The following is a 24,353-nucleotide window of genomic DNA, read 5'->3' as shown; positions in this document are numbered from 1 at the left end:
AAAGGGACGGCCCCATTCGGGGCCGTTTCTGATTCTGACATCCATCGTCTGGCAATTCGGCAAGGCGGCGGAATAATCGGGGGAGCGTCCCCCACACCGTTCGGGCTGAGCGAAGTCGAAGCCCTCCACTGAGCAAAGCGAAGTGTGCTTCGTCTCCGCTCAGCAAAGCCCTTCGACAGGCTCAGGGCGAACGGAGGAGAGTGTAACGCTCTCCATTCATGGAGCCGCACCGGCTCCACCAAAGGCCCCGCCCGGCAATAGGGCCGACGCGGGCGAAGGAAAAAATCTATGTTCGACGTCAAGAAAGTATCCATCGAGCTGGCCGGCAAGACGCTGACCCTCGAAACCGGCCGTATCGCGCGCCAGGCTGACGCCGCCGTGCTGGCCACCTATGGCGAAACCGTGGTGCTGTGCGCCGTGACCGCCGCCAAGAGCGTGAAGGAAGGGCAGGACTTTTTCCCGCTGACCGTTCACTATCAGGAAAAATATTCCGCCGCCGGCCGTATCCCCGGTGGCTTCTTCAAGCGTGAGCGCGGCGCGACGGAAAAGGAAACGCTGGTTTCCCGCCTGATCGACCGCCCGATCCGCCCGCTCTTCCCCGAGGGTTTCTATAACGAAATCAACGTGATCGCGCAGGTTCTGTCGTTCGACGGCGAAAGCGAACCCGATATCGTGGCGATGATCGCCGCGTCGGCTGCGCTGACCCTGTCGGGCGTGCCCTTCATGGGTCCGATCGGCGCCGCGCGCGTCGGTTACAAGGACGGCGAATATCAGCTCAACCCGAGCCTTGAAGAAGTGAAGACCGGCGAGCTCGACCTGGTCGTCGCCGCCACCGGCAACGCCGTGATGATGGTCGAATCCGAAGCCAAGGAACTGTCGGAAGAGGTCATGCTCGGCGCGGTCCTGTTCGCCCATGAAGCCAGCAAGAAGATCGCCAACGCGATCATCGACCTGGCCGAGAAGGCTGCCAAGGATCCCTGGGACATCGCCAAGGGCGACAATCTCGATGACCTGAAGAAGAAGCTGAAGAAGCTGATCGGCAAGGACATCACCGCCGCCTACAAGCTGACCGACAAGTCGGCGCGCTCGAACGCGCTGAACGAAGCCCGCGCCAAGGCAAAGGCCAGCTTCACCGCCGAAGGCCTGGACGCCCAGACCGTGATGGCCGGCATCAAGCTGACCAAGAAGCTGGAAGCGGAAATCGTGCGCGGCGCCATCCTGAAGGACGGCAAGCGCATCGACGGCCGCACCACCACGCAGATCCGTCCGATCGAAGCGATGGTCGGCTTCCTGCCCCGGACCCATGGTTCGGCCCTGTTCACGCGTGGTGAAACGCAGTCCATCTGCACCACCACGCTGGGCACCAAGGACGCCGAGCAGATGATCGACGGCCTGACCGGCCTGCATTATGAAAACTTCATGCTGCACTATAACTTCCCGCCCTATTCGGTCGGTGAAGTCGGCCGCTTCGGCGCGCCGGGTCGTCGTGAAGTGGGTCATGGCAAGCTGGCATGGCGTGCGCTGCACCCCGTGCTGCCGAGCAAGGATGAGTTCCCCTACACGATCCGCGTTCTCTCGGACATCACCGAGTCGAACGGTTCCTCCTCGATGGCGACCGTCTGCGGTGGTTCGCTCTCGATGATGGACGCCGGTGTGCCGTTGAAGCGCCCCGTGTCCGGCATCGCCATGGGCCTGATCCTGGAAGGCAAGGACTTCGCCGTCCTGTCCGATATCCTGGGTGACGAAGATCACCTCGGCGACATGGACTTCAAGGTCGCCGGCACCGAAGTCGGCATCACCACGATGCAGATGGACATCAAGATTGCGGGCATCACGCGCGAAATCTTCGAAGCCGCGCTCACCCAGGCGAAGGAAGGCCGCGCGCATATCCTTGGCGAAATGAGCAAGGCGCTGTCCTCGACCCGCACCGAGCTGTCCGCCCATGCCCCGCGCATCGAAACCTTGCAGATCGACAAGTCGAAGATCCGCGAAGTCATCGGCACCGGTGGGAAGGTCATCCGCGAAATCGTCGCCGAAACCGGCGCGAAGGTGGACATCGACGACGAAGGTCTGATCAAGATCAGCTCGTCCGATCCGGCGCAGATCGAAGCGGCCCGCAAGTGGATCCTCGGCATCACCCAGGAAGCGGAAGTCGGCAAGATCTATGACGGCAAGGTCGTCAACATCGTCGACTTCGGCGCCTTCGTGAACTTCATGGGTGGCAAGGACGGTCTCGTCCACGTCTCCGAAATGAAGAATGAGCGCGTCGAAAAGCCGACCGACGTCGTGTCGGAAGGTCAAGATGTGAAGGTCAAGGTTCTCGAAATCGACCCGCGCGGCAAGGTTCGCCTGTCGATGCGCGTCGTCGATCAGGAAACCGGCGCAGAACTGGAAGACACCCGTCCTGCCCGCGAACCGCGCGAGCCCCGTGGCGATCGTGGTCCGCGCCGTGATGGCGGTGGTGATCGTGGCCCGCGTCGCGAAGGCGGCGAAGGCCGTGGCGATCGCGGTCGTGGCCCGCGCCGCGATGGCGGTGACCGTGGTCCCCGTCGTGAACGCAGCGAAGGTGGCAATGATGACGGCCCGGCGCCGGGCGGTCTGCCCGACTTCCTGACCCAGGACTAAGGGGCGCGCCGATCGTCGGATCGGCCTTCCCACAGACAAGACGGGGTGTCCGGTCCGCCGGGCGCCCCGTTTTTGCGTCCGACGGCCGCAGACTGATTTCGATCAAGGCAAGGCGCGGAAGTTCTGCTACTGTAACGACGGATAATGGGGGTTCATCATGCAGCGGAGCAATGAGCGGTTCGTCGAACGCCTGCCGCTCGTTCTCGACCGGCCGGTCTATGCCTATATCCTGACGAGCTGTTTCTGCGCCGCTGCCCTGCTGTTGCGGATCGCGGCGGAGCCGTTGCTGCCGGTCGGCTATCCCTTCGTCACCTTCTTCCCAGCGGTCATCCTGTCGTCCTTCCTGTTCGGCGTGCGGCCCGGCCTCTTCGCGGGTATCATATGCGGCGCCATCTCCTGGTATGTCTTCATCCCGCCCTATGGCGCGTTGACGCTCAATCCGGCGGTCGCCGTCGCGATGCTCTTCTACACCGGGGTGGTCGCGGTCGACATCGCCCTGATCCACTTCATGCAGCGGGCCAATTTCAATCTCGCGGTGGAGCGGGAGCGCAGCCGCGCCCTCGCGGAAAATCGCGAATTGCTGTTTCACGAACTCCAGCATCGCGTCTCCAACAATCTGCAGGTGGTCGCGGCGATGCTCTCGCTCCAGCGCCGGCATGTCGATCATGAAGTCGCGCGGCAGGCGCTGGACGACGCCTCCGCCCGGCTGTCGCTGGTCGGTCGCATCAGCCGCGCGCTCTACGATCCGTCTGGTGCGGGTCAGGATATGCGCATTTTTCTGACCACCCTGACCACCGACATAGTGGAGGCCAGCGGACGGACCGACATTGGCGTGGTGGTGACCGCGCCGGACGGACTGCGGCTCGACCCCAACATCACCGTGCCTTTGGCGCTGGTGGTGGCGGAATCGGTCAGCAATGCGATGGAGCATGGCCTGCCCGATCGTGGCGGCGCGATCTGCGTGACGCTCGAGATGGTGGACGGCGCCCTGACCCTGCAGATCGCCGACGACGGGCAGGGCGTTGCGCCCGACTTCCAGTTGGAGCGCGGCGAATCCCTGGGCCTGCGTATTGCCCATGCGTTGGCGGCCCAGTTGGGCGGGCATTTCGCGCTGACATCGGCGCCGCAGGGCGGGGCCGTCGCCAGGCTCGACCTGCCCGTCAGTGCGGCCTGTTGACCGACGCGCATTCTGCCGCTTGGCGGCGGCGTGTCCCTCGGCTATGACCCGCCCATGCTGACGAAAACCATGACGCGCATTGGCGCGGCCACCGCCCTGGTCCTGATCGCCTCGCCTGTCCTTACCGGCTGCTCCACGTCGAAGAACAAGGCCGACACCCAATATGTCGCGCGTGACGTGTCGACCCTGTATAATAGCGGCAAGGACCGGCTGGACCGCGGCCAGTACAAGCTCGCCGCCGCCTTGTTCGACGAGGTGGAACGCCAGCATCCCTATTCGCCCTGGGCGCGCCGCGCGCAGCTCATGTCCGCCTTCAGCTATTATATGAACACCGACTATGCCGAATCCATCTCGGCCGCACAGCGTTTCCTGTCGATCCATACCGGCAACAAGGACGCGCCCTACGCCTATTATCTGATCGCGCTCTGCTATTATGAGCAGATTGCCGACGTCACCCGCGACCAGAAGATCACGCAGCAGGCGCTGGATTCACTGGGCGAACTTATCCGCCGCTATCCCGACACCCGCTACGCCGCCGACGCTCGCTTGAAGGTCGATCTGGTCAACGATCATCTGGCCGGCAAGGAAATGGAGGTCGGCCGTTTCTACCAGCGGCGCGGCCAGTGGCTCGCCGCCACGCTGCGCTTCCGATCGGTGGTCGACAAATATCAGACCACGACGCACACGCCCGAAGCGCTGGAGCGGCTGGTCGAATCCTATCTCTCGCTCGGCATCCCCGCCGAAGCGCAGAAGGCCGCCGCCGTGCTGGGTCGCAACTATCCCGGCACCAAATGGTATGAACGCAGCTACAAGCTGATGCAGGAACATGGCGTCAAGGCCTGACGGCCTTTTTGCCTGTTCCCCTTTTGTGCGGTGATGGGTAGAAGCGCGCCATGCTGATCTCGCTCGCCATCCGCAATGTCGTGCTGATCGAGGCGCTGGACCTGGAGTTCGGCGCGGGCCTTTCGGTGCTGACCGGCGAAACGGGGGCGGGCAAGTCGATCCTGCTGGATTCGCTCGGCCTGGCGCTGGGCGCGCGCGCCGACAGCGGTCTGGTGCGCAATGGCGAGGCGCAGGCGAGTGTCGTCGCCACCTTCGAACCGCCGGCCGCCGCCACCCGCGTTGCGCTGCTGCTCGCGGACAATGGCATAGAGATTGAACCGGGCGAGCCGCTGCTGATCCGCCGCTTGGTGAAGGCCGATGGCGGTAGTCGCGCCTTCGTCAACGATCAGCCCTGTTCGGCCGCGCTGCTGCGCGACCTGGGCGGATCGCTGGTCGAGATCCACGGCCAGCATGACGATCGCGGCCTGCTTAATCCGCGGGGCCATCGCGCGCTGCTCGACAGCTATGGCCGCTGCGAGGCCGGAGCGGTGACGTCTGCCCATGCCGGCTGGCGCACCGCGGCCAAGGCGCTGGCGGAGGCGCATGCGGCTGTGGACAATGCCGCGCGCGACCGTGATTACCTCGCCCATGCGGTCGAGGAATTGCGTAAGTTCGCGCCCGAACCGGGTGAGGAGGCGACGCTGGCGGAAGAACGCGCGACCATGCAGAAGGGCGCGCGCCTGACCGACGACCTGTCCGCCGTCGGCGATTGCCTGACCGGATCGGATGGCGGGCTGGCCCAATTGCGACAGGCGGCGCGTCGGCTGGATCGGATCGCGTCGGAAGAGCCGCTGCTGGCGGCCGTGCTCGAAGCGCTGGACCGCGCCGTCGTGGAGGCGGGCGAGGCGGAGGATCGGCTGGCCGAAGCGGTCGAGGCGCTGAGCTTCGATCCCGCGCGCCTCGACATGATCGAAACCCGTCTGTTCGACCTGCGCGGTCTGGCGCGCAAGCATCAGGTGCAGCCCGACGATCTGGCCGCGCTGCGCGACGAGATGGACGCGAAGCTGGCCGCGATCGAGGGCGGCGAGGCGCATATCGCGGCGCTGGAAAAGGATGTAGCGGGGAAGGCCGCCGCCTATCGCGCCGCAGCGCAGGCGCTGTCGGGCGAGCGGCAGATGGCCGCCGGGCGTCTGGATGCGGCGGTCGCTGCCGAACTTGCACCGCTGAAACTGGACGCCGCCCGGTTCCGCACCGTGGTTGCGCAACTGGACGAGGGTCAGTGGAGTCCGCAGGGGATGGACCGGGTCGAGTTCGAAATTTCGACCAACCCCGGCGCGCCGTTCGCGCCGCTGACGAAGATCGCATCGGGCGGCGAATTGTCGCGCTTCATCCTGGCGCTGAAGGTCGCGCTGGCCGAACGAGGCGGGGCGGACACGCTGATCTTCGACGAGATCGACCGGGGCGTGGGTGGGGCCGTGGCTGACGCGATCGGTGAGCGGCTGTCGCGGCTGGCGCAGAGCAACCAGATCCTCGTCGTCACCCACAGCCCGCAGGTCGCGGCGCGGGGCGCGGGCCATCTGCTGATCGCCAAGTCCAGTGACGGCACCGTCACGCGCACCGGCGTTCATGCGCTGGACGATGCGGAACGCCGCGAGGAAATCGCGCGGATGCTGTCGGGCGCGGAAATCACGGCGGAGGCACGCGCGCAGGCGGAACGGTTGCTGGAGCGGGTTTGACCCTTGTGTTCCCGCCTAGGGGCTACGGTTTGTGGAGGCTTGACACCACCCTCGAACCGAATGGAGACTGTAAATAGCATGACCCATAACCGCAGAGACATGTTGGGCCTCGGCGCTGCCGCCATCGCCGCCAGCGCCATCCCCGCCGCCGCGCAGGAGGCCAAGCCCCGATACGGCCTGATCGGCCAGATGCTGAGCCAGCCGGGCAAGCGCGACGAACTGGTCGGCTATCTGCGGGACGCGACCGGCGCGATGCCCGGTTGCCTGTCCTATATCATCGCGCTGGACAGCGAGAATCCGGACGCCATCTGGATCACCGAAGTCTGGGACAGCCGCGAAAACCACGCCGCCTCGCTCAAGCTGCCCGCGGTCCAGGCCGCCATCGCCAAGGCGCGGCCAATCATCGCGGGTTTCGGCCAGCGGTTCGAGACGGTGCCAGTGGCGGGGGTTTGAGCGCGATGCACATCCAGCAAGTCCAGTGGCTTATGGCGACCTTTCAACTGGTTGCCCTCTTTTGTTTGATCCGCAGCATCGATGACTTTCGGAAGAAACGATATGTCTGGGCGGGGCTTGGCCTGTTAGCGACCGCTTTCCTTCTTCTCACGCCGATCCAGATGCACGCCGTGAAAATCGAACTTCCGCGGTCGAGCGATCAATAGCGGCCTTTCTGGTCGGGGAGCGGTTCGCTAAGACGGCCCCATGACCGACCCCACAACCCTCACCGAAGCCGAAGCCGCCAACCGCCTGATGCGCCTGGCACGCGAAGTGGCGAAGCATAACCGCCTCTATCACGACCAGGACGCGCCGGAGATCAGCGATGCCGACTATGACGCGCTGATCCGCGAGAACAACGCGCTGGAGGCGGCCTTTCCGCAACTGATCCGAGCCGATTCGCCCAATGCGCAGGTCGGAGCCACGGCGACGTCGGCGCTCAAGAAGGTGCCGCACGCCGTCCGTATGATGAGCCTCGACAATGGCTTTTCCGACGAGGATATCGGCGAGTTCCTGGCCCGCGTCCGTCGCTTCCTGGCGCTGCCGGACGACGCGCCGCTGGCGCTGACCGCGGAGCCGAAGATCGACGGCCTGTCCTGCTCGCTACGTTATGAACAGGGCGAACTCAAGCTGGCCGCGACCCGTGGCGACGGCACGACCGGGGAGGACGTGACCGCCAACGTCCGCACGATCGCCGACATCCCGCAAACGCTGACCGGCCCGAACATACCCGACCTGTTCGAGGTGCGCGGCGAAGTCTATATGGCCAAGGACGATTTCGTGGCCCTCAACCAGCGCCTGCTGGCCGAAGCCGACGACCCCGAAAAGGCGCGGCAATTCGCCAATCCGCGCAACGCCGCTGCCGGATCGCTGCGCCAGAAGGACGCGACCGTCACCGCCAGCCGCCCGCTGCGTTTCCTCGCCCATGGCTGGGGCGCTCACAGCGCCGTGCCCGCCGACACGCAACTGGGCGTGATGCAGGCGATCGCGGGATGGGGCCTGCCGGTGTCGGACATGCTGGCCTGCGTCGACAGCCTGGACGCGCTGATTGTGCATTATCGCGGGATAGAGGCGGCGCGCGCGGAACTGCCCTTCGACATCGATGGCGTGGTGTACAAAGTCGACCGGCTCGACTGGCAACAGCGGCTGGGTTTCGTGGCCAAGGCGCCGCGCTGGGCCATCGCCCATAAATTCCCCGCCGAACGCGCGCAGACGACGCTGGAGGCGATCGACATCCAGGTCGGGCGCACCGGCAAGCTGACCCCGGTCGGCCGCCTGACCCCCGTCACCGTGGGCGGCGTGGTCGTGTCCAACGTGACGCTCCACAATGCAGATGAGATCGCCCGCCTCGGCGTCCGCCCCGGTGACCGCATCGTGGTGCAGCGCGCGGGCGACGTCATCCCGCAGGTGGTCGAGAATCTGTCGCGTGAAGAGGCGCGCGATCCCTTTCCCTTCCCGAACCATTGCCCCGTCTGCGGGTCCGAAGCCGTGCGGGAGGAGGAAGAGGTCGATTATCGCTGCACCGGCGGCCTCATTTGCCCCGCCCAGCGCTTCGAACGGCTGCGTCATTTCGTCAGCCGCGGAGCGCTGGACATTGAGGGGTTGGGAGAGAAGTCCATCCAGGAGTTTCTCGACCTCGGCTGGATCGCCGAACCGGCCGACATCTTCCGGCTCAAAAAGCGTCGGCCCGACCTGCTCCGCCGGGAAGGGTGGAAGGAAAAGTCGGTCGACAATCTGCTCGCCGCGATCGAGGCGAAGCGTCAGCCAGACGCCGCGCGCCTGCTCTTTGGCCTGGGCATCCGTCATGTCGGCGCGGTGACGGCGCGCGACCTGCTCAAACGCTATACGACGCTGCCGGGCGTCCGGGCGCTGGCGGAAGAGATCATCGCGTTGCGCGATGCGGCGGACCCGGCCGAAACGCAGGCCAAGCGAGACAAGGCGATCGCCGAACATATCGGCGTGGAGAATGTCGGCGCGGCGGTGGGCCATGCGATCGCCGATTTCTTCCACGAACCGCATAATGTGGAGGCTTGGGACGATCTGCTGCGCGCAGTATCGCCGCCCGACTATGTCGTGGAAACCACCGCCAGCGCGGTGACCGGCAAGACGGTCGTCTTCACCGGCAAGCTGGAAACCATGAGCCGCGACGAGGCCAAGGCGCAGGCGGAGCGGTTGGGCGCGAAAGCCGCCGGATCGGTCAGCGCCAAGACCGATCTGGTGGTGGCGGGGCCGGGGGCGGGATCGAAGCTCAAGCAGGCGGCCGCGCTGGGAGTCGCGGTGATTAGCGAGGCCGAGTGGGCGGAGATCGTGCAGGCGGCCGGTTAAGCGATTTCCCATCAAACGGCCTCGTTTGATGGTTAGGAAATCGCGTCAATCCAAAAAGCTAGGCCGCCATCGCATCGGCCAGCGCCCCGTCATGGGCGCGCCGCGACGCCATGATGGCGCCGACATGGGCTTCGGCCCATTGGGTGACCTGATCCAATATGCCGATCAGCCCGCCCGCCAGCGGGGTCAGCCGATATTCCACCGTTACCGGCACGGTGGGGAAGGCGGCGCGGCTGACCAGCCCGTCGCGCTCCAGGCTCTTCAACGTCTGCGAGAGCATCTTTTGCGAGATGGCGCCGATCCGTCGGCGCAAATCGTTGAAGCGCACCGGCCCATCCTTCAATGTCAGCAGCACCAGCACCGCCCATTTGTCGCCGATCCGGTCGAGAATGTGGCGGGTCGGACAATCGGGATTATAGGCGTCGCCGGTGCGCAGCGGCTGGGGAGGGGACATGCGGGCGGTATCCTTGGCGTAACCAGGTGAAGGTGAGGTGCCTTCTTGCGGGGATGATATCGCAATCGCTATCTGGTTTCCATCGGTAACCACCTATGGAGACGAGAATATGAAGGTAGCGATCATCGGCGGCACGGGCCGAGCGGGCACGGAAATCAGCGCCGAACTGGCGCGACGCGGGCATCGGGTGACGGCGATATCGCGGCATCCTGAAAAGGCCATCGAGGACGCGCAGGTGACGGCGGTGCAGGGCGACGTCAACGATCCTGCGGCGCTGGTCGAGGCTATCCGCGGCCATGACGTGGTCGTAAGCGCCGTGATGTTTTCCGATACCGATCCTGAATCGCTGGTCGGCGTGGTGCGCGATTCCGGCGTGCCGCGTTACCTGGTGGTCGGCGGCGCGGGCAGCCTGGAGGTCGCGCCGGGGGTGCCGCTGATCACCACGCCGGACTTCCCCGAAGTCGCCAAGGTCGAAGCGGGCAAGGGCGCGGTGTTTCTCGACTATCTGCGCGGGGTCGATGACATCAACTGGACCTTCCTGTCGCCGTCGGCCTATTTCTTCGTGGGCGATCGCAAGGGCAGCTTCCGCATTGGCAAGGACCAACTGCTGGTCGATGGCGAAGGCAATAGCAGCATATCCTACGCCGACTATGCCATCGCGCTGGTGGATGAAATCGAAACGCCGCAGCATAGCCGCGGGCGATTTACCGTAGGCTATTAAATAAAGCGCCGTTCGTTTCGAGCGAAGTCGAGAAAGGCTTCTCGACACGCTCGAAGCGAACGGATTATTGTAGCGGCGCTTAAGCCGCCCCTTCCAGCTTGTCCTGGGTCTTCGTGTCGAAATCGCCCGCATCATGGCGTTCGTGGAGCTGTTCCTCCAGCGGCCCGTTCGCCTTGTTGACCATGCGGCCGCGCTTCACCGCCGGGCGGGCGTCGATCTGCCGCGCCCAGCGCACGACATTCTTGTAGCTGGCCGCGTCCAGAAACTCCGCCGCGTCATAGGCGCGGCCAAGCACCAGCCCGCCATACCAGGGCCAGATGGCGATGTCGGCGATGCTATAGTCGGCGCCAGCGATATAGTCATTGTCCGCCAGTTGCCGGTCGAGCACATCGAGCTGCCGCTTCACCTCCATCGTGTAGCGGTTGATCGCATATTCGAACTTTTCCGGCGCATAGGCGAAGAAATGGCCGAAGCCCCCGCCCAGCAGCGGGCCAGCGCCCATCTGCCAGAACAGCCAGTTGAGCGCCTCGGTGCGCCCGGCCGGATCGACCGGCAGGAACTTGCCGAATTTCTCGGCCAGATAGAGAAGGATCGACCCGGATTCGAACACCCGCTGCGGCGGCGACACGCTATGGTCGAGCAACGCCGGGATCTTGCTATTGGGGTTGATCGCGACGAAGTCGCTGCCGAACTGGTCGCCATCGCCGATGCGGATCAGCCAGGCGTCATATTCCGCTTGGGTGACGCCCGCTTCCAGCAGTTCTTCCAGCAGGATCGTCACTTTCTGCCCATTGGGGGTGGCGAGCGAATAGAGCTGAAGCGGATGCCTCCCTACTGGCAGCGCCTTGTCGTGCGTCGCGCCCGCGATCGGGCGGTTGATGGACGCGAAGGGGCCGCCATTTTCCTTGTCCCAGGTCCAGACTTTGGGCGGGGTATATGTGTCGGTCATAGGGTGCGGCTCCGATGCTGCCAGAATATGACCGGCAGGTAGGAAGCGCTCCCATGGCCCGCAACCGATGCCCGCTCATCGATCGATGATTATTTCGCATCGGTCCTGACCACCAGCACGCTGATTGGCGATTGATGGACGATGGCCGACGCATTGGAGCCGAGCAGGCGGGAGGAGAGGGACGGCTGGTGCGACGCCAGCACGATCAGGTCCGCCTTGCGCTGTTCCGCTTCGATGATGACCTCGTCCCGCACCCGGCCGCGGCGGGTGAATATCTGCGTGCGGGTGGAGTCCAGTCCGGCCTGCGCCGCCCATGCCTGCATGTCGGACAGCGCGTCCGCCTCCTCCCGCTCGTCGAAATCGCTCGCCAGCAATTCGGAATAGCGGGTCGGCAGATAATAGCGGACGTACAGGATGTGGACGGCGCCGTCCGTGCCCGCAACCTCCGCCGCTCCGGCGATGGCGGCGCGGGCCAGGTCCGGCTCGTTGACATCGACAGCAGCGATGATCGTGGTGTAGGGCATCCTCGTCTCCTTTGGCTTATGCTGCCTTCAACCGGCGACGCGCGCGGACGATGCGCCTGTCATCAAAGATTCCCGAAACGACATGAAGAAGGAACAGCCGCAATATCCGCGCAATCCGTCGCGTCGGGGATGACGGTCGATCGGGCGCGGCCTATCTGCGGCAACGCGCCGTTGGCTCGGCCGGGGCGTCGGAAAATTTTCGCGCCGCCACCCTTGACCAGCGGAACGACTTTTCCATATGCATGCCGCTAGCACTCTTGTTCAACGAGTGCTAACAACGACAAGTTCATCGGGAGACGGACAAGCGGACAGGGCTTTTGCGGGGGAGATCGTCCTCCGATCCTGTGCGCCGCCCCCTCCCCAAAGCTAGGGAAAGGCAATCAACATGGCATTTCGTCCGTTGCACGACCGTGTTCTCGTCCGCCGCATCGAAGCGGAAGCGAAGACCGCCGGCGGCATCATCATCCCCGACACCGCCAAGGAAAAGCCGCAGGAAGGCGAAATCGTCTCCGTCGGCACCGGCAGCAAGGCCGAAGACGGCAAGGTGACCCCGCTGGACGTCAAGGCCGGCGATCGCGTGCTGTTCGGCAAATGGTCGGGCACCGAAGTCAAGGTCGACGGTGAAGACCTGCTGATCATGAAGGAATCGGACATTCTGGGCGTCGTCGCGTAAAGCGGCGAACCGGACGGTCATTCCATTTTTCGGCGGAAATTCATGCCCTGTAACGGTGTGAACTTCGCAAATTTTGCAATTCTCAAAGAAGGTGAAAGATCATGGCAGCGAAGGACGTAAAGTTTTCGCGTGACGCTCGTGAGCGCATCCTGCGCGGCGTCGACATCCTGGCCGACGCGGTCAAGGTGACCCTGGGGCCGAAGGGCCGCAACGTCGTCATCGACAAGAGCTTCGGTGCGCCCCGCATCACCAAGGACGGCGTCAGCGTCGCCAAGGAAATCGAACTGAAGGACAAGTTCGAGAATATGGGCGCCCAGATGGTCCGCGAAGTCGCTTCGAAGACCAACGACATCGCCGGTGACGGCACCACCACCGCGACCGTCCTGGCCCAGGCCATCGTGCGCGAAGGCATGAAGTCGGTTGCCGCCGGCATGAACCCGATGGACCTGAAGCGCGGCATCGACCTCGCCGTCATCAAGGTCGTCGAGGACATCAAGGCGCGTTCGAAGCCGGTTTCGGGTTCGGCCGAAGTGGCCCAGGTCGGCATCATCTCCGCCAATGGTGACCGTGAAGTCGGCGAAAAGATCGCCGAAGCCATGGAAAAGGTCGGCAAGGAAGGCGTCATCACCGTGGAAGAGGCCAAGGGTCTCGACTTCGAACTGGACGTCGTGGAAGGCATGCAGTTCGACCGCGGCTACCTGTCGCCCTACTTCATCACCAACCCGGAAAAGATGGCTGTCGAGCTGGCTGATCCGTACATCCTGATCCACGAAAAGAAGCTGTCGAACCTGCAGTCGATCCTTCCGATCCTGGAAGCCGTCGTGCAGTCGGGCCGTCCGCTGCTGATCATCGCGGAAGACATTGAAGGCGAAGCGCTGGCGACCCTGGTCGTCAACAAGCTGCGTGGCGGCCTGAAGGTTGCTGCGGTCAAGGCGCCTGGCTTCGGCGATCGTCGCAAGGCGATGCTGGAAGACATCGCCGTCCTGACCAAGGGCGAAGTGATCTCGGAAGACCTGGGCATCAAGCTCGAGTCGGTCACGCTGGGCATGCTCGGCACCGCCAAGCGCGTCACCATCGACAAGGACAACACCGTCATCGTCGATGGCGCTGGCGACCATGACTCGATCAAGGGCCGCACCGAGCAGATCCGTCAGCAGATCGAGCACACCAGCTCGGACTATGACCGTGAAAAGCTGCAAGAGCGTCTGGCCAAGCTGGCTGGCGGCGTGGCCGTCATCAAGGTTGGCGGCGCGACGGAAGTCGAAGTCAAGGAGCGCAAGGATCGCGTCGACGACGCTCTCCACGCAACCCGCGCGGCGGTCGAAGAAGGCATCGTCCCCGGTGGCGGTACAGCCCTGCTGTACGCGACCAAGGCGCTCAATGGCCTGACCGGCGTCAATGACGACCAGACCCGCGGCATCGACATCGTTCGCAAGTCGCTGACCGCTCTGGTGCGCCAGATCGCCAGCAATGCGGGCCATGACGGCGCCGTCGTGTCGGGCAAGCTGCTCGACCAGGACGACACCTCGTTCGGCTTCAATGCGTCGACCGACGTGTATGAGAACCTGGTTGCCGCCGGCGTGATCGACCCGACCAAGGTCGTCCGCACCGCGCTGCAGAACGCTGCCTCGGTCGCCGGCCTGCTCATCACGACGGAAGCCGCCGTGTCCGAGCTCCCCGCCGACGACAAGGCGCCGATGGGCATGCCCGGCGGCGGCATGGGCGGCATGGGCGGCATGGACTTCTAAAGCGATCGTCGCGGGCGGGGCTTGCCTCGCCTGCGGTTCGATCGCGGGAACGAAGTTTCCTGCCTTCCCGACGCAAAAGAAGGGGCTGGTGGAGCGATCCACCGGCCCTTTTCTTTTGGGGCGCCGAAACCGGCCATTTACCGATTTCTGCTAATCGCAAGTCATGAATATAGTGCAATATGCAGGCGGCGTGATGGCCCTGTGCCTAGCCGGGGGCACGATCGGCTATCTGACGCGGCCGGCCGATGCGCCGAGAGCCGAGCAAAGCGAGGCGACCGCGACCATGGTCATGACGACCGTCCCGGTCCAGCGCGAGCAGCCGATGAGCGCGGCGGAACTGGATGCCCAGCAGCCATCCGGCGGGGCCGTCGCTAAACCTGCGCCAACAGTCCAGCGCTTCGAGGGGCAGAAGGTGGCGTCATCCGCCCCGACATGGTCCTATCGGGGCTGCAACGAAGCGCGGGCCGCGGGCGCGGCTCCGCTCTATCGCGGACAACCGGGCTATGGCGCGCATATGGACGGCGACAAGGACGGCATCGCTTGCGAGCCGATCCGCCACTAGCCTTTATCGCGTCACCACCATCATCGGCAGTTCCGCCCGCACTTCGAACCCCAGCATGCGGTAGAGCGCGATCGTGCGGTCGTGGGCGGCATAGGCGTGGAGGAAGGGGGTTTCACCCCGGTCCAGTATCGCCTGCGCGACGATCCGCATCAGCGCGCCGGCCAGCCCGCGGCCGCGCCAGTCGGGATGGGTGCAGACCCCGCTGACTTCGGTGAAGCCCGGCAGCGCCATCCGCTCGCCCGCCATCGCGATCAACTGGCCATGCTCCCGCACGCCGATGAAGCGGCCCAGCCGGTGGGTGCGGGGCGCGAACGGCCCCGGCCGGGTGAGCAGGGCGAGGGCGCGCATCTCTTCCGCGTCGCTTTCGTCCAGCGTCGCCCATGCAGGCTTAGCGGAGGCGGCGGGCGTGATCGACGGCGCGACCATCTGCGCCAGCATCGCTGTGCGCATGACAGTGACGCCGGGCGGCGGAATCATCGCATCCGGACCGACGAGCCAGAGTTCGCCGGCCTCAGGCACCAGCGCCGCGAGCGCCGCCCGACTGGCAGCGCTGTCATCCGCCGCCGCGCCGAACGGCCCGTAAAGCGGATCGATCCGGCGCGCATGGGCGTCGCCCTGCGCCAACGCGGACCAGCCGCCCGACAGGCTGTGCCAGACGGGGCGATCAAGCGGATGAGACAGGGAGTCGGACACCAACAGAGACTTCCGATTATTAGTTGACGACAGCAACTATCATGGCTTAGCCTGACCTGCAATGACCGATGAACATCCGCCCGCCGATACGTCCTTGCCCGCGCCGGAAACCGTGGCGGCGGTGCGCGCCTTCAACCGCTTCCACACCCGGTTCGCGGGCGTGTTGCAGCCCAGCTACATGGACAGCGGCATGGGCGTCACGGCGGCGCGGCTGCTTTATGAGATTGCGCAGGCGGAAGCCGGCGTACTGGCCAGCAGCCTGCGTGAGCATATGGGGCTGGATGCGGGCCATGCCAGTCGCATCATTGCCGGCTTCGAAAAGCGCGGATGGATAGCGCGCGGCCGCGGCATCGATGCGCGGCAGCGGCCGATCGCCCTGACCCCGGAGGGGCGCGCCGCCTTTGCCGTGATCGACGCGCGCACCCGCGCCGACACCGCCGCGCGGGTCGCCGGGTTGGACCAGGGGCAGCAGGATGATCTGGTCGCGGCATTGGGTCAGGTCCGCGCGCTGCTGGGCGATCCGATACACAGCGAAAGGGATTGGTCGATCCGTCCCTTTCGCATCGGCGACCTGGCGCTGGTCGCGTCGCGCCAGGCCCGGTTATACGAAACGGAATATGGCTGGGGCCGGGCGATGGAGGTGATGCAGGGGGAGATCACCACCGCCTTCCTGCGCGATTTCAAGCCGGGTCGGGAGCAGGCCTGGATCGCCCAGCGCGACGGCGCGATGCTGGGCGCGGTGCTGCTGGCCGACGCGGGCGACGATGTCGGGCAGTTGCGGTTGCTGCATGTCGAGCGGGCCGCACGCGGGCTGGGGATCGGTCGGGCGCTGGTCGATCAGTGTATCGGCTTCGCCCGCAATGCCGGCTATCGAGCAATGATGTTGTGGACACAGAATGTCCTTACCCATGCCCGCCACCTGTATGAATCGGCCGGCTTCACTCTCTCCGCGCAGGAAACGCACAGTCTTTTCGGTAACGAAATGATGGGCGAACGCTGGATATTGTCGCTGCATTAACCGAAAAATAAAGGAAGAAATGCGATCAGGGGGCCGGGAACCGGAGACCCGCCATTTGCGCGTGCTGAAAACATTTCTGGAAAGGCGCGCGGCGCGGGGACCGGGGCAGGATGCCGACGTGCGGCGGAGCCTGGTCGAATCACTTTATGCATCGCCCACTTCACTCACCATCGGGGCGGTCACGGGCGTTGCCGTCGGCATCGTCATCAGCAGCATGTCGGCCCCGGGGCCGATCCAGTTTGTCGTCGCGGTTCTGTGCCTGGTGGCCACGCTGCGCGTCGTATCCGCCATCTTCTTCCATCGCCAACTGGTGCGCGGCACGGCGGTCGCCTCGCGCAACTGGGAACTGGCCTATGAGCTGGGCGCCTGGGGCTATGCCGGGCTGCTGGGCCTGATGGGCTTCGTCACCCTGATCGGATCGCCCGACCCGGTCACGCATATGCTGAGCGTATCAATGGCGACCGGCTATGCCGGCGGCATTTCCGGCCGCAATGCGGGGCGGGTCCAGATCGCGATCGGTCAGGTCTGCCTGACGCTGCTGCCGACCGCGACCGGGCTTTGGCTGGAAGGATCGACTGGCTATCGCGTGCTGTCGGTGGCGATGGTGATGATGGTGCTCGGGCTCGCTGAAATCAGCTCCACCATCCACCGCATCGTCGTCCAGGCGCTGGTCGGCAAGCGGGACAAGTCTTTGCTGGCCGACAAGTTCGAGCGACTGGCGCAGTTCGACAGTCTGACGGGTCTGGAAAATCGCATGGCGATGCAGATGCGTCTGCGCGAGATATTCGACACCAATCAGAAGCGGAACGACGCCGTCACCATCCTGTGGATGGACATCGACCGGTTCAAGGAAATCAACGACTCGCTGGGGCATATGGTCGGCGACCAGTTGCTGCGCTGCGTTGCGGAGCGGCTGAACGATGTGATTCAGGATCGCGGCCGCATCGCCCGGTTCGGCGGCGACGAGTTCGTCATCATCTGTTCGGACATGGACCGGGTGACCGCAGCGGCGCTGGCACAGGAAATCATCGCCTATTTTGCCCATGGTTTCGACCTCAGCGACAATCATCTCTCCGTCACCGCGTCCATCGGCTATGCCGTCGCGCCACAGGACGGGCGCGACATGGACGAACTGATGCAGCATGCCGATCTGGCGCTGTATGAAGCCAAGCGGGAAGGGCGCAACCGCGCCGCCAGTTTCAACTGGTCGCTGAAGGAGCGGTTCAACCGCGTCCACGAGATCGAGACGGGCCTGCGCCGCGCGCTGGACGGCGGCGAATTGAAGCTGCTGTTCCAGCCGATCGTCAATCTGGATGGCGGGCATATCGACGCCTGCGAAGCGCTGCTGCGCTGGGATCATCCGGTGCTTGGGCCGATCCCGCCGTCCGAATTCATCCCGATCGCCGAGGGTATGGGGATGATCGAGGCGATGACCGGATGGGTGCTGCGCGAAGCCTGCGCCGCTGCCGTGTCATGGCCCGGTGACGTCCGCATCGCCATCAACATCTCGCCGGCCTCGCTCAAATCGTCCGAGCTGCCGGCCAATGTCATCGCCGCGCTGCTGGAGTCCGGCCTGCCGGCGCGGCGGCTGGAACTGGAAGTCACCGAATCGATCTTCCTCGACAATAGCGGGCAGACCAATGCGATCCTGCGCGAATTGCAACGGATCGGGCTGCGGCTGGCGCTCGACGATTTCGGCACCGGCTATAGTTCGCTTTCCTATCTGCGCTCCTACCGGTTCGACACGCTGAAGATCGATCAGAGCTTCATGGCGGGGGTCAGCGCCAATGTCGAGGATCGCGCGATCGTGCGCGCGATCGGCAATCTGGCGCGTGACCTCAACATGGATACGGTGGCGGAAGGAATCGAGACGACCGACCAGTTGGCCCATGCGCGCGAGGCGGGCTTCACCAATGTCCAGGGCTATCTGTTCAGCCGCCCGGTGCCGCGCGAGCGGATCGCAGAACTGATCGCCGCCGGCCCGCTGGACGGCAGCGAACGGCCCGATCCTATGCCGCGCCGCCGCCGCGCCTGAACGGGGCGGCCTGCGTCTTCCCATCAGCGCAGGCGGGTCTGCGCTGCGGCCAGCCGGCGCATCATCCGCAAATCCCGATCCGACAGCGCCAGCGCGGTGTCGGTCCAGGTTTCGACGATATCGACCAATTCCTCCAGCGTCATCGGGTTGACCCGGCGGCCGGCCCGGTTGATGCCGACATAGCCGGCATGATGGGCGCTATGGTCCTTGATCCACTGGGCCGTCGCCGCTTCGCCTTCGCCGGTATCGACCACCTGCGTCACGATGCCCATCTCGCACATTTCGTCGGCGGTATAGATATGACCCTCGGTCAGCATCTGCCGCGCCAGCACCGGGCCAACCCGGCGTGAGAGAATCGAATAGGCGCCCATGCCCGGAAACAGGCCGAACAACACTTCGGGCAGGCCGAAGCGCGCCTGCCGTTCGGCGATGATGACGTCGAAGCACATCAGCGCTTCCAGCCCGCCGCCCAGCGCATCGCCCTGGGCCAGGCCGATATTGATGACGTTCATGTCGTTGCAATGCCAGATGCGGTCGACGATCTCGCAACAGGCGACGCCATATTTCAGCAATGTGTCGCGATCGCGCCGCTGGATGCATTCGGCGAACATTTCCAGGTCGCCGCCCAGGTTGAACACGCCGGGAAATCGGGATCCGAGCACCATGAATTTGAGCGGACCGTCCCGGCCGCTACCGTCCGCGCCGCCGAATACCCGGCGGCTTTCGCGCTGCCAGGCCATAGTATCGCGAATCAGGCCCATATTGCTGTTGGGGCGTTCGAGTGGCGTCATGAAAGCCCAGAGCGTCGCGAGATCCGCGTCCCAGCGCACGTCGATCTGTCCCAGGTCGAACAGTGTGGACTGGCGGAATGCGGCGTCGAGCGGGCTTTCCGTAGAGGCGAGCGGCGGATGGTCACCGCTGTCCGAGAAATATTCTTCTGAGGCGTGCTCAGCCTCGTCTCTGGTTGGATTAAACCGTCCTGAATCAATCATCTGCGACCCCGTTTTTCTATATTGAATGAAAAGATCAGGCTGGACCGCAACATGCATTCAACCGCCTTATGATTGACAGGGCATTAACCATTTTTATCCGCAACTGTTGCAAGGAGGTCGCCCCAAATCCCCCCGAACTGGATCGAATGTGGCGCAATTGCCACAGAAGGCCCTCTTGAACATATGTAAGATTTTACGGTCAGGGCTTTGTTAACCTTTATTAATTACCCCGGCAGCCATGAACCAGCCGCGCCCCCAGACCCCATGCGTTACCCTGGCCCTGCATGATCGGGACGGTACGCCATGGCCTTTGCGCCTGTCGGCGGACTGCCTGCGTTTCATCGGCCCCTATCGCCGTGTAGAAGGCTTCAACATCGACGCGATGGCGCTGTTCGACGGGGTTCGCAAGGTGGGCTGAGCCGGCTCGACCGTCGATCCCAGCGCCAATCCCAGTGCCAATCTTGTGCGCGCGCCTGTTCGCTCGTAGAGCGCGGCCATGACCAAGCCTCGTTTTTCCTTCTCCGTCAGCGCCACCGACGGCAAGGCGCGCACCGGCGCGATCCAGATGCGCCGCGGCGAGATTCGCACGCCCGCCTTCATGCCCGTGGGCACCGCCGCGACCGTCAAGGCGATGCGTCCGGCCGAAGTGCGCGCGACCGGCGCGGACATCATCCTGGGCAACACCTACCATCTGATGCTGCGTCCCGGCGCAGAGCGCATGGCGCGGCTGGGCGGACTGCACGGCTTCATGGGCTGGGACCGGCCGATCCTGACCGACAGCGGCGGCTATCAGGTGATGAGCCTGTCTGCGCTCACCAAGATGAGCGAGGAGGGCGTCGCCTTCTCCAGCCATATCGACGGGTCGAAGCATATGCTGACGCCGGAACGATCGATGGAAATCCAGCGGCTGCTCGACAGCGACATCGTCATGGCGTTCGACGAATGCACCAAAAATGGCTGCACCCATGACGAGGCGGGGCGGTCGATGGAGCGCTCGATGCGCTGGGCGAAGCGGTCACGCGACGGGTTCGACGCGGGCGGGGATCATGCGGAGCGGGCGGCTTTGTTCGGCATCCAGCAGGGATCGCTTGACGAAGGCTTGCGCCGGATTTCAGCCGAAAAGCTGATCGAGATCGGTTTCGACGGCTATGCCGTGGGCGGGCTGGCGGTGGGCGAGGGGCAGGAGGCGATGTTCGCCACGCTCGACTTTGCGCCAGCCATGCTGCCGCAAGACAAGCCGCGCTACCTGATGGGCGTGGGCAAGCCCGACGATATCGTCGGCGCGGTGGAGCGCGGCATCGACATGTTCGATTGCGTGCTGCCGACCCGATCGGGCCGCAATGGCCAGGCCTTCACCTGGGCCGGGCCGCTCAACATCCGCAACGCCAAGTTCAACGAGGATATAGGGCCGCTCGATCCGCGTTGCGGCTGCCCGGTCTGCGCGACCTGGAGTCGCGCCTATCTCCACCATCTGGTGAAGGCGGGCGAGATGCTGGGCGCGATGCTGATGACCCAGCATAATATCCATTTCTATCAGGAACTGATGCAGGGGCTGCGCGATGCTATTGCCGCCGGCACGCTGGCCGGTTTCGCCACCGATTTCCGCCGCGACTATCAGCGGGTCTGAGGTCAGTCAGGATATAGGGGTCAGGATATAGGGGTCAGGGGATGACGGTGATGGTGATGGCGTAGCTGCCCGCGTCGCCGTCATAATCCAGCGGCGCGCGCAACTGGCGCGACAGGCCGGTCAGGACGCGGCCATAGCGTTCGTTCAGATGGCCGGTCATCGCATCGGACGCCTTCAGGCCCGGCGATCCCACCATCAGCCGGGCGCGATCGTCGCGGTCCGGCTCCACCTGCACCGCGATCTGCATCGTGGCCTGGGGTGCGAGCATCATCGCCAGTTCGACCAGTTCGGTCAGCAGGAAAGCGATCGGCACCGCCACATCCTGGCTGATGTGGAGATTGTCGCTGTCGATCTGGATCGCGAAGCGGCGCGCGGCGGCAGGCGCGGTGCCGCGCAGGCTGGCCGACAATTCGCTGATGAGCGGGCGGACGCCGACGCCGCGATTTTCCTCCAGCTCCGCAAAATGATTGCGGTGGACGACCGACAGCGCGTCGACCCGGCGCTGGATCGAGGCATAGGCCTCGACCGCTTCGGGATCATGGGCGGAGCGGGCGTGCAGGTTGATGAGGCTGGCGATGATCTGGAGGTTGTTCTTGACCCGGTGATGCACCTCGCGGGTCAGCTTGCGCTGGGTTTCCAGGCTTTCCGAAATCTCCGCTTCATGGGTGGCCACGTCCATGCTGATTTCATGGAAGGTCTCGCCCAGTGCGACGATCTCCAGCGCAGGGGTGCGCAAGCGCTGTAACGGTTGCAGCACTTCGCCGGGCTGATAATCGGCCACGACCCGCCGCAACAGCACCAGCGGCCGGATGAGGAGGCGGTTGACCACGAACCAGCCGATCGCGGCCGCGGCGAACCACATGACCAGCGGCAGGAACAGCGACAGCATCCGCGCCAGGGTCGCGGGCGGTTCGCGCACGGTCATGGTCAGCAATATGTCGGGCGGGTCGAGACGGGCGGACAGGCTGTTGCTATGGCCGCTGATGCTCGCGCCGGGACGGCTGACGATCAGTTGCCTGTCGCCCTGACGCAGGCTGAGCTGGCGATTTTGCAGCGCGGTGGCGGGGTCGGCGATGCTTTCGAGATGCCCACGCGAATAATAGGACAATGCGACCAGCCGCCCGTTGCCGCTGCGCACCCTGCTGAGCAGATGGGCCGGCAGCAATTGCGCCATCGGCCGGGCGAAACGATCCGCGGGCGCAACGCCCGCCGGTTCGGGTTCGGGCGAACTGCACAGGCGCTTGCCCGCGCGGTCGTAAATGTAGAAATGCCCCCCTTCGGCGTCGTGCGACGTCAGGAAGAAGGCGAGCCGCCGGCACATGCCCTTGTCGGCAGCGTTGTTCGCCAGCGCATTGACGACCAGTTCGAGCGCCGTGCGGTCCGACTGCAGGTCCGCCGTCAGCTTGCGCGCGCTTTGCGTGACCGCCACGCGCAGCAGCGCTTCCTTTTCAAGGTCGGCAGTTCGGATCGCCTGGAGCGACGCGACGAGCGCGATCAGCCCCAGCGGCAACAAGGCCAGGGTCAGGATGAGGAACATCTTGACCCCGGTCGAGCGGAAAAAATGCAGCAATGGCTCGACCATGGAGCGGGCTGCCGGAGGAAGGCTGCCCCCGATCATCTGTGTGTCAGTCCAGTTTGCTCAACAGGTCCAGCATTTCGGACGGGATATCCTCATCGACGGCGCGCTGATACACGGTGCGCAAAACCTGCGACACGTGCGCGTCCTCCTTGCCGGTGGCGGCGGGACGCTTGCGCTGGGCGGCGGAGCCCTTCACCTGAGCTTTCCGGGTTGCGACGTCGGCATTCTTGTCGTCATCGGCCACGCCCCGCTCCGTCGTTGAAGAAACCAAAATCAGCCCCTCTAAAGCAATTCCCGCCATGCCGGCGCGCCCGTTTCGCGGGTTTGCGTCATGACGTCAATTCGCACAACTGTGCAATCCATAGGAAATTCACGATATCGTCGAAAAAACCATATGGGTGCGAAACAAATCCGGTTGTTGATGGTTCCGCCCCTCGAAGCATTTTTTACGCTGCGCAACTTTGCGCAGCTGTGGGGCGGCGGGGGGTTGTCATCATGACATGGACATTCCATCCTTCGCAGACGGTCCCATGCTTCGGGACAATGTGGCCCTGACGGGCAGGGAGAAGACTTGACGATGTCGCTTGGACAGCAACTGCACCCCCACCTTCCGTTCCTGCGGCGCTATGCGCGGGCGCTGACCGGCAGCCAGAATCATGGCGACGCCTATGTCCGCGCCGCGCTGGAAGCGATCGTCGCCGCGCCGGAAGAATTTCCCAGCGACGTGGACCCGCGGCTTGGCCTCTACAAGACGTTTCAGGCGATCTGGTCGTCGGCGCATCTCGAAGACCTGCCGGTTTCGGCCGGTGGCGGTCGCGAAGCGGTTGCGCAGGCGCGCCTTGCGCGGCTGACGCCATTGCCGCGCCAGGCGCTGCTGCTGACCGCGCTGGAAGGCTTTACGGTCGATGACGTATCCTATCTGATCGACATGGACAGCAGCGACGTCGAGGCGCTGGTCGAAGAAGCGCTGGGCGGGATCGAGGCGCAAACCCGCGCCAAGGTGCTGATCATCGAGGATGAGCCGATCATCGCGATGGATATCGAGACCATCGTGCGCGACCTGGGCCATGACGTCACCGCCATCGCCGTCACGGCCGAAGATGCGGTGCGCGAAGCGTTGGCCGACCGGCCCGGCCTGGTGCTGGCCGACATCCAACTGGCCGACGACAGCAGCGGTATCGATGCGGTGAAGGACATTCTGGCCGAATTTTCGGTGCCGGTGATCTTCATCACCGCTTTCCCGGAACGGCTGTTGACCGGCGAGCGGCCCGAACCCACCTTCCTCATCACCAAGCCGTTCCAGCGTTCGACGGTCAAGGCGGCGATATCGCAGGCCCTGTTCTTCGACGAAGCCACCGCCCCGGCCTGAGCGTCGTCGGCATAAGAGCCAGAAAGTCACGGAACCCCGATCGGAGCGCTGCGTTAATGATGCGTAACGATCGGGAGATTCGTCATGGTCGAGCAGGAACAGCACATCGCCACCGATGATGCGCGCGCAGGGGCCACGCCCCATGTGATGCGGTACGTGCTCGGCATATCGCTGGCTCTGGCCGTCATCGCCATGTTGGTGGTGATCTGGCGCTAGGGCGAGATGCGGGAAG

General features: G+C 64.6%; 23 protein-coding genes. 16 read left to right on the top strand and 7 right to left on the bottom strand.

Annotated features, from left to right (window positions below; translation table 11 throughout):
* Positions 1 to 288 precede the first annotated feature (288 nt).
* The 6 genes from pnp (at position 289) to ligA (ending at position 9,177) form a co-directional block, all read left to right on the top strand.
* The gene (gene pnp, locus ABT375_RS06580) at positions 289 to 2,625 is read left to right on the top strand and encodes a polyribonucleotide nucleotidyltransferase (protein WP_416464533.1); all 2,337 of its coding nucleotides are present in this window, start codon (positions 289 to 291) and stop codon (positions 2,623 to 2,625) included.
* A gap of 157 nt (positions 2,626 to 2,782) precedes the next feature.
* Entirely contained in the window at positions 2,783 to 3,802 is a 1,020-nt protein-coding gene (locus tag ABT375_RS06575; RefSeq protein ID WP_416464532.1) for a sensor histidine kinase, read from the top strand.
* Between the two features lie 54 nt (positions 3,803 to 3,856).
* Positions 3,857 to 4,645, top strand: a complete 789-nt coding sequence (locus tag ABT375_RS06570) for an outer membrane protein assembly factor BamD (protein ID WP_224547476.1) — start codon at positions 3,857 to 3,859, stop codon at positions 4,643 to 4,645.
* A gap of 50 nt (positions 4,646 to 4,695) precedes the next feature.
* The gene (gene recN, locus ABT375_RS06565) at positions 4,696 to 6,360 is read left to right on the top strand and encodes a DNA repair protein RecN (RefSeq protein ID WP_416464531.1); all 1,665 of its coding nucleotides are present in this window, start codon (positions 4,696 to 4,698) and stop codon (positions 6,358 to 6,360) included.
* A gap of 78 nt (positions 6,361 to 6,438) precedes the next feature.
* Positions 6,439 to 6,813 carry a putative quinol monooxygenase gene (locus tag ABT375_RS06560; RefSeq protein ID WP_261936593.1) on the top strand — a complete coding sequence of 125 codons (375 nt, stop codon included), beginning with the start codon at positions 6,439 to 6,441 and terminating at the stop codon, positions 6,811 to 6,813.
* Between the two features lie 246 nt (positions 6,814 to 7,059).
* Positions 7,060 to 9,177 (top strand): NAD-dependent DNA ligase LigA, encoded by a 2,118-nt coding sequence (gene ligA / locus ABT375_RS06555; RefSeq protein ID WP_416464530.1) that lies wholly within the window; start codon positions 7,060 to 7,062, stop codon positions 9,175 to 9,177.
* Positions 9,178 to 9,235: 58 nt separating this feature from the next.
* On the opposite strand, the gene ABT375_RS06550 is transcribed toward ligA, so the two are convergent.
* Positions 9,236 to 9,631 carry a winged helix-turn-helix transcriptional regulator gene (locus tag ABT375_RS06550; protein WP_416464529.1) on the bottom strand — a complete coding sequence of 132 codons (396 nt, stop codon included), beginning with the start codon at positions 9,629 to 9,631 and terminating at the stop codon, positions 9,236 to 9,238.
* A 109-nt stretch (positions 9,632 to 9,740) separates the two neighbouring features.
* On the opposite strand from ABT375_RS06550, the gene ABT375_RS06545 reads away from it, so the two are divergent.
* Positions 9,741 to 10,352, top strand: a complete 612-nt coding sequence (locus ABT375_RS06545; protein ID WP_416464528.1) for an NAD(P)-dependent oxidoreductase — start codon at positions 9,741 to 9,743, stop codon at positions 10,350 to 10,352.
* Between the two features lie 79 nt (positions 10,353 to 10,431).
* On the opposite strand, the gene yghU is transcribed toward ABT375_RS06545, so the two are convergent.
* Positions 10,432 to 11,301, bottom strand: coding sequence for a glutathione-dependent disulfide-bond oxidoreductase (gene yghU / locus ABT375_RS06540; RefSeq protein ID WP_416464527.1), 870 nt, complete (start codon positions 11,299 to 11,301; stop codon positions 10,432 to 10,434).
* An 89-nt stretch (positions 11,302 to 11,390) separates the two neighbouring features.
* Positions 11,391 to 11,825, bottom strand: a complete 435-nt coding sequence (locus ABT375_RS06535; protein WP_416464526.1) for a universal stress protein — start codon at positions 11,823 to 11,825, stop codon at positions 11,391 to 11,393.
* A 385-nt stretch (positions 11,826 to 12,210) separates the two neighbouring features.
* Between ABT375_RS06535 and groES the strand changes: the two genes are divergently transcribed.
* The 3 genes from groES to ABT375_RS06520 all read left to right on the top strand — a co-directional run bounded on the left by groES (position 12,211) and on the right by ABT375_RS06520 (position 14,808).
* On the top strand, positions 12,211 to 12,498 hold the full coding sequence (gene groES, locus ABT375_RS06530; RefSeq protein WP_007704439.1) for a co-chaperone GroES: 288 nt from the start codon (positions 12,211 to 12,213) through the stop codon (positions 12,496 to 12,498).
* 101 nt (positions 12,499 to 12,599) lie between these two features.
* A complete protein-coding gene (gene groL / locus ABT375_RS06525) occupies positions 12,600 to 14,246 on the top strand; it encodes a chaperonin GroEL (RefSeq protein ID WP_416464525.1) in 1,647 nt (548 codons plus the stop codon).
* Positions 14,247 to 14,439: 193 nt separating this feature from the next.
* On the top strand, positions 14,440 to 14,808 hold the full coding sequence (locus ABT375_RS06520; RefSeq protein ID WP_416464524.1) for an excalibur calcium-binding domain-containing protein: 369 nt from the start codon (positions 14,440 to 14,442) through the stop codon (positions 14,806 to 14,808).
* 3 nt (positions 14,809 to 14,811) lie between these two features.
* Here the strand turns inward: ABT375_RS06520 and ABT375_RS06515 are convergent, their stop codons facing one another.
* A complete protein-coding gene (locus ABT375_RS06515) occupies positions 14,812 to 15,501 on the bottom strand; it encodes a GNAT family N-acetyltransferase (RefSeq protein WP_416464523.1) in 690 nt (229 codons plus the stop codon).
* Between the two features lie 61 nt (positions 15,502 to 15,562).
* On the opposite strand from ABT375_RS06515, the gene ABT375_RS06510 reads away from it, so the two are divergent.
* Together ABT375_RS06510 and ABT375_RS06505 are read left to right on the top strand one after the other, a co-directional pair.
* The gene (locus ABT375_RS06510; RefSeq protein ID WP_416464522.1) at positions 15,563 to 16,519 is read left to right on the top strand and encodes a bifunctional helix-turn-helix transcriptional regulator/GNAT family N-acetyltransferase; all 957 of its coding nucleotides are present in this window, start codon (positions 15,563 to 15,565) and stop codon (positions 16,517 to 16,519) included.
* Positions 16,520 to 16,538: 19 nt separating this feature from the next.
* A complete protein-coding gene (locus ABT375_RS06505; RefSeq protein WP_416464521.1) occupies positions 16,539 to 18,554 on the top strand; it encodes a putative bifunctional diguanylate cyclase/phosphodiesterase in 2,016 nt (671 codons plus the stop codon).
* A gap of 23 nt (positions 18,555 to 18,577) precedes the next feature.
* Here the strand turns inward: ABT375_RS06505 and ABT375_RS06500 are convergent, their stop codons facing one another.
* Positions 18,578 to 19,546 carry a crotonase/enoyl-CoA hydratase family protein gene (locus ABT375_RS06500; protein ID WP_224547458.1) on the bottom strand — a complete coding sequence of 323 codons (969 nt, stop codon included), beginning with the start codon at positions 19,544 to 19,546 and terminating at the stop codon, positions 18,578 to 18,580.
* A 238-nt stretch (positions 19,547 to 19,784) separates the two neighbouring features.
* On the opposite strand from ABT375_RS06500, the gene ABT375_RS06495 reads away from it, so the two are divergent.
* Together ABT375_RS06495 and tgt are read left to right on the top strand one after the other, a co-directional pair.
* Positions 19,785 to 19,964: a hypothetical protein gene (locus tag ABT375_RS06495; protein WP_416464520.1), complete on the top strand. Its 180-nt coding sequence runs from the start codon at positions 19,785 to 19,787 to the stop codon at positions 19,962 to 19,964.
* Between the two features lie 78 nt (positions 19,965 to 20,042).
* Positions 20,043 to 21,173, top strand: coding sequence for a tRNA guanosine(34) transglycosylase Tgt (tgt, locus tag ABT375_RS06490; RefSeq protein ID WP_416464519.1), 1,131 nt, complete (start codon positions 20,043 to 20,045; stop codon positions 21,171 to 21,173).
* A gap of 34 nt (positions 21,174 to 21,207) precedes the next feature.
* Here tgt and ABT375_RS06485 read toward each other — a convergent pair whose 3' ends face one another.
* Together ABT375_RS06485 and ABT375_RS06480 are read right to left on the bottom strand one after the other, a co-directional pair.
* Entirely contained in the window at positions 21,208 to 22,755 is a 1,548-nt protein-coding gene (locus tag ABT375_RS06485) for a sensor histidine kinase (RefSeq protein ID WP_416464518.1), read from the bottom strand.
* Positions 22,756 to 22,798: 43 nt separating this feature from the next.
* Complete coding sequence (locus ABT375_RS06480; RefSeq protein WP_416464517.1) at positions 22,799 to 22,996, bottom strand: NepR family anti-sigma factor; 198 nt, start codon at positions 22,994 to 22,996, stop codon at positions 22,799 to 22,801.
* Between the two features lie 333 nt (positions 22,997 to 23,329).
* Between ABT375_RS06480 and ABT375_RS06475 the strand changes: the two genes are divergently transcribed.
* Together ABT375_RS06475 and ABT375_RS06470 are read left to right on the top strand one after the other, a co-directional pair.
* Positions 23,330 to 24,121, top strand: a complete 792-nt coding sequence (locus ABT375_RS06475; RefSeq protein ID WP_416464863.1) for a response regulator — start codon at positions 23,330 to 23,332, stop codon at positions 24,119 to 24,121.
* An 84-nt stretch (positions 24,122 to 24,205) separates the two neighbouring features.
* Entirely contained in the window at positions 24,206 to 24,337 is a 132-nt protein-coding gene (locus ABT375_RS06470) for a hypothetical protein (protein ID WP_416464516.1), read from the top strand.
* Positions 24,338 to 24,353 lie beyond the last annotated feature (16 nt).

Origin of the sequence: Sphingomonas sp. VDB2 (assembly GCF_047946695.1) — a bacterium.
Lineage (GTDB): Bacteria > Pseudomonadota > Alphaproteobacteria > Sphingomonadales > Sphingomonadaceae > Sphingobium > Sphingobium bisphenolicum.
The sequence above is the reverse complement of the archived record's forward strand: the minus strand, read 5'-3'. Positions and strand labels throughout refer to the sequence as shown.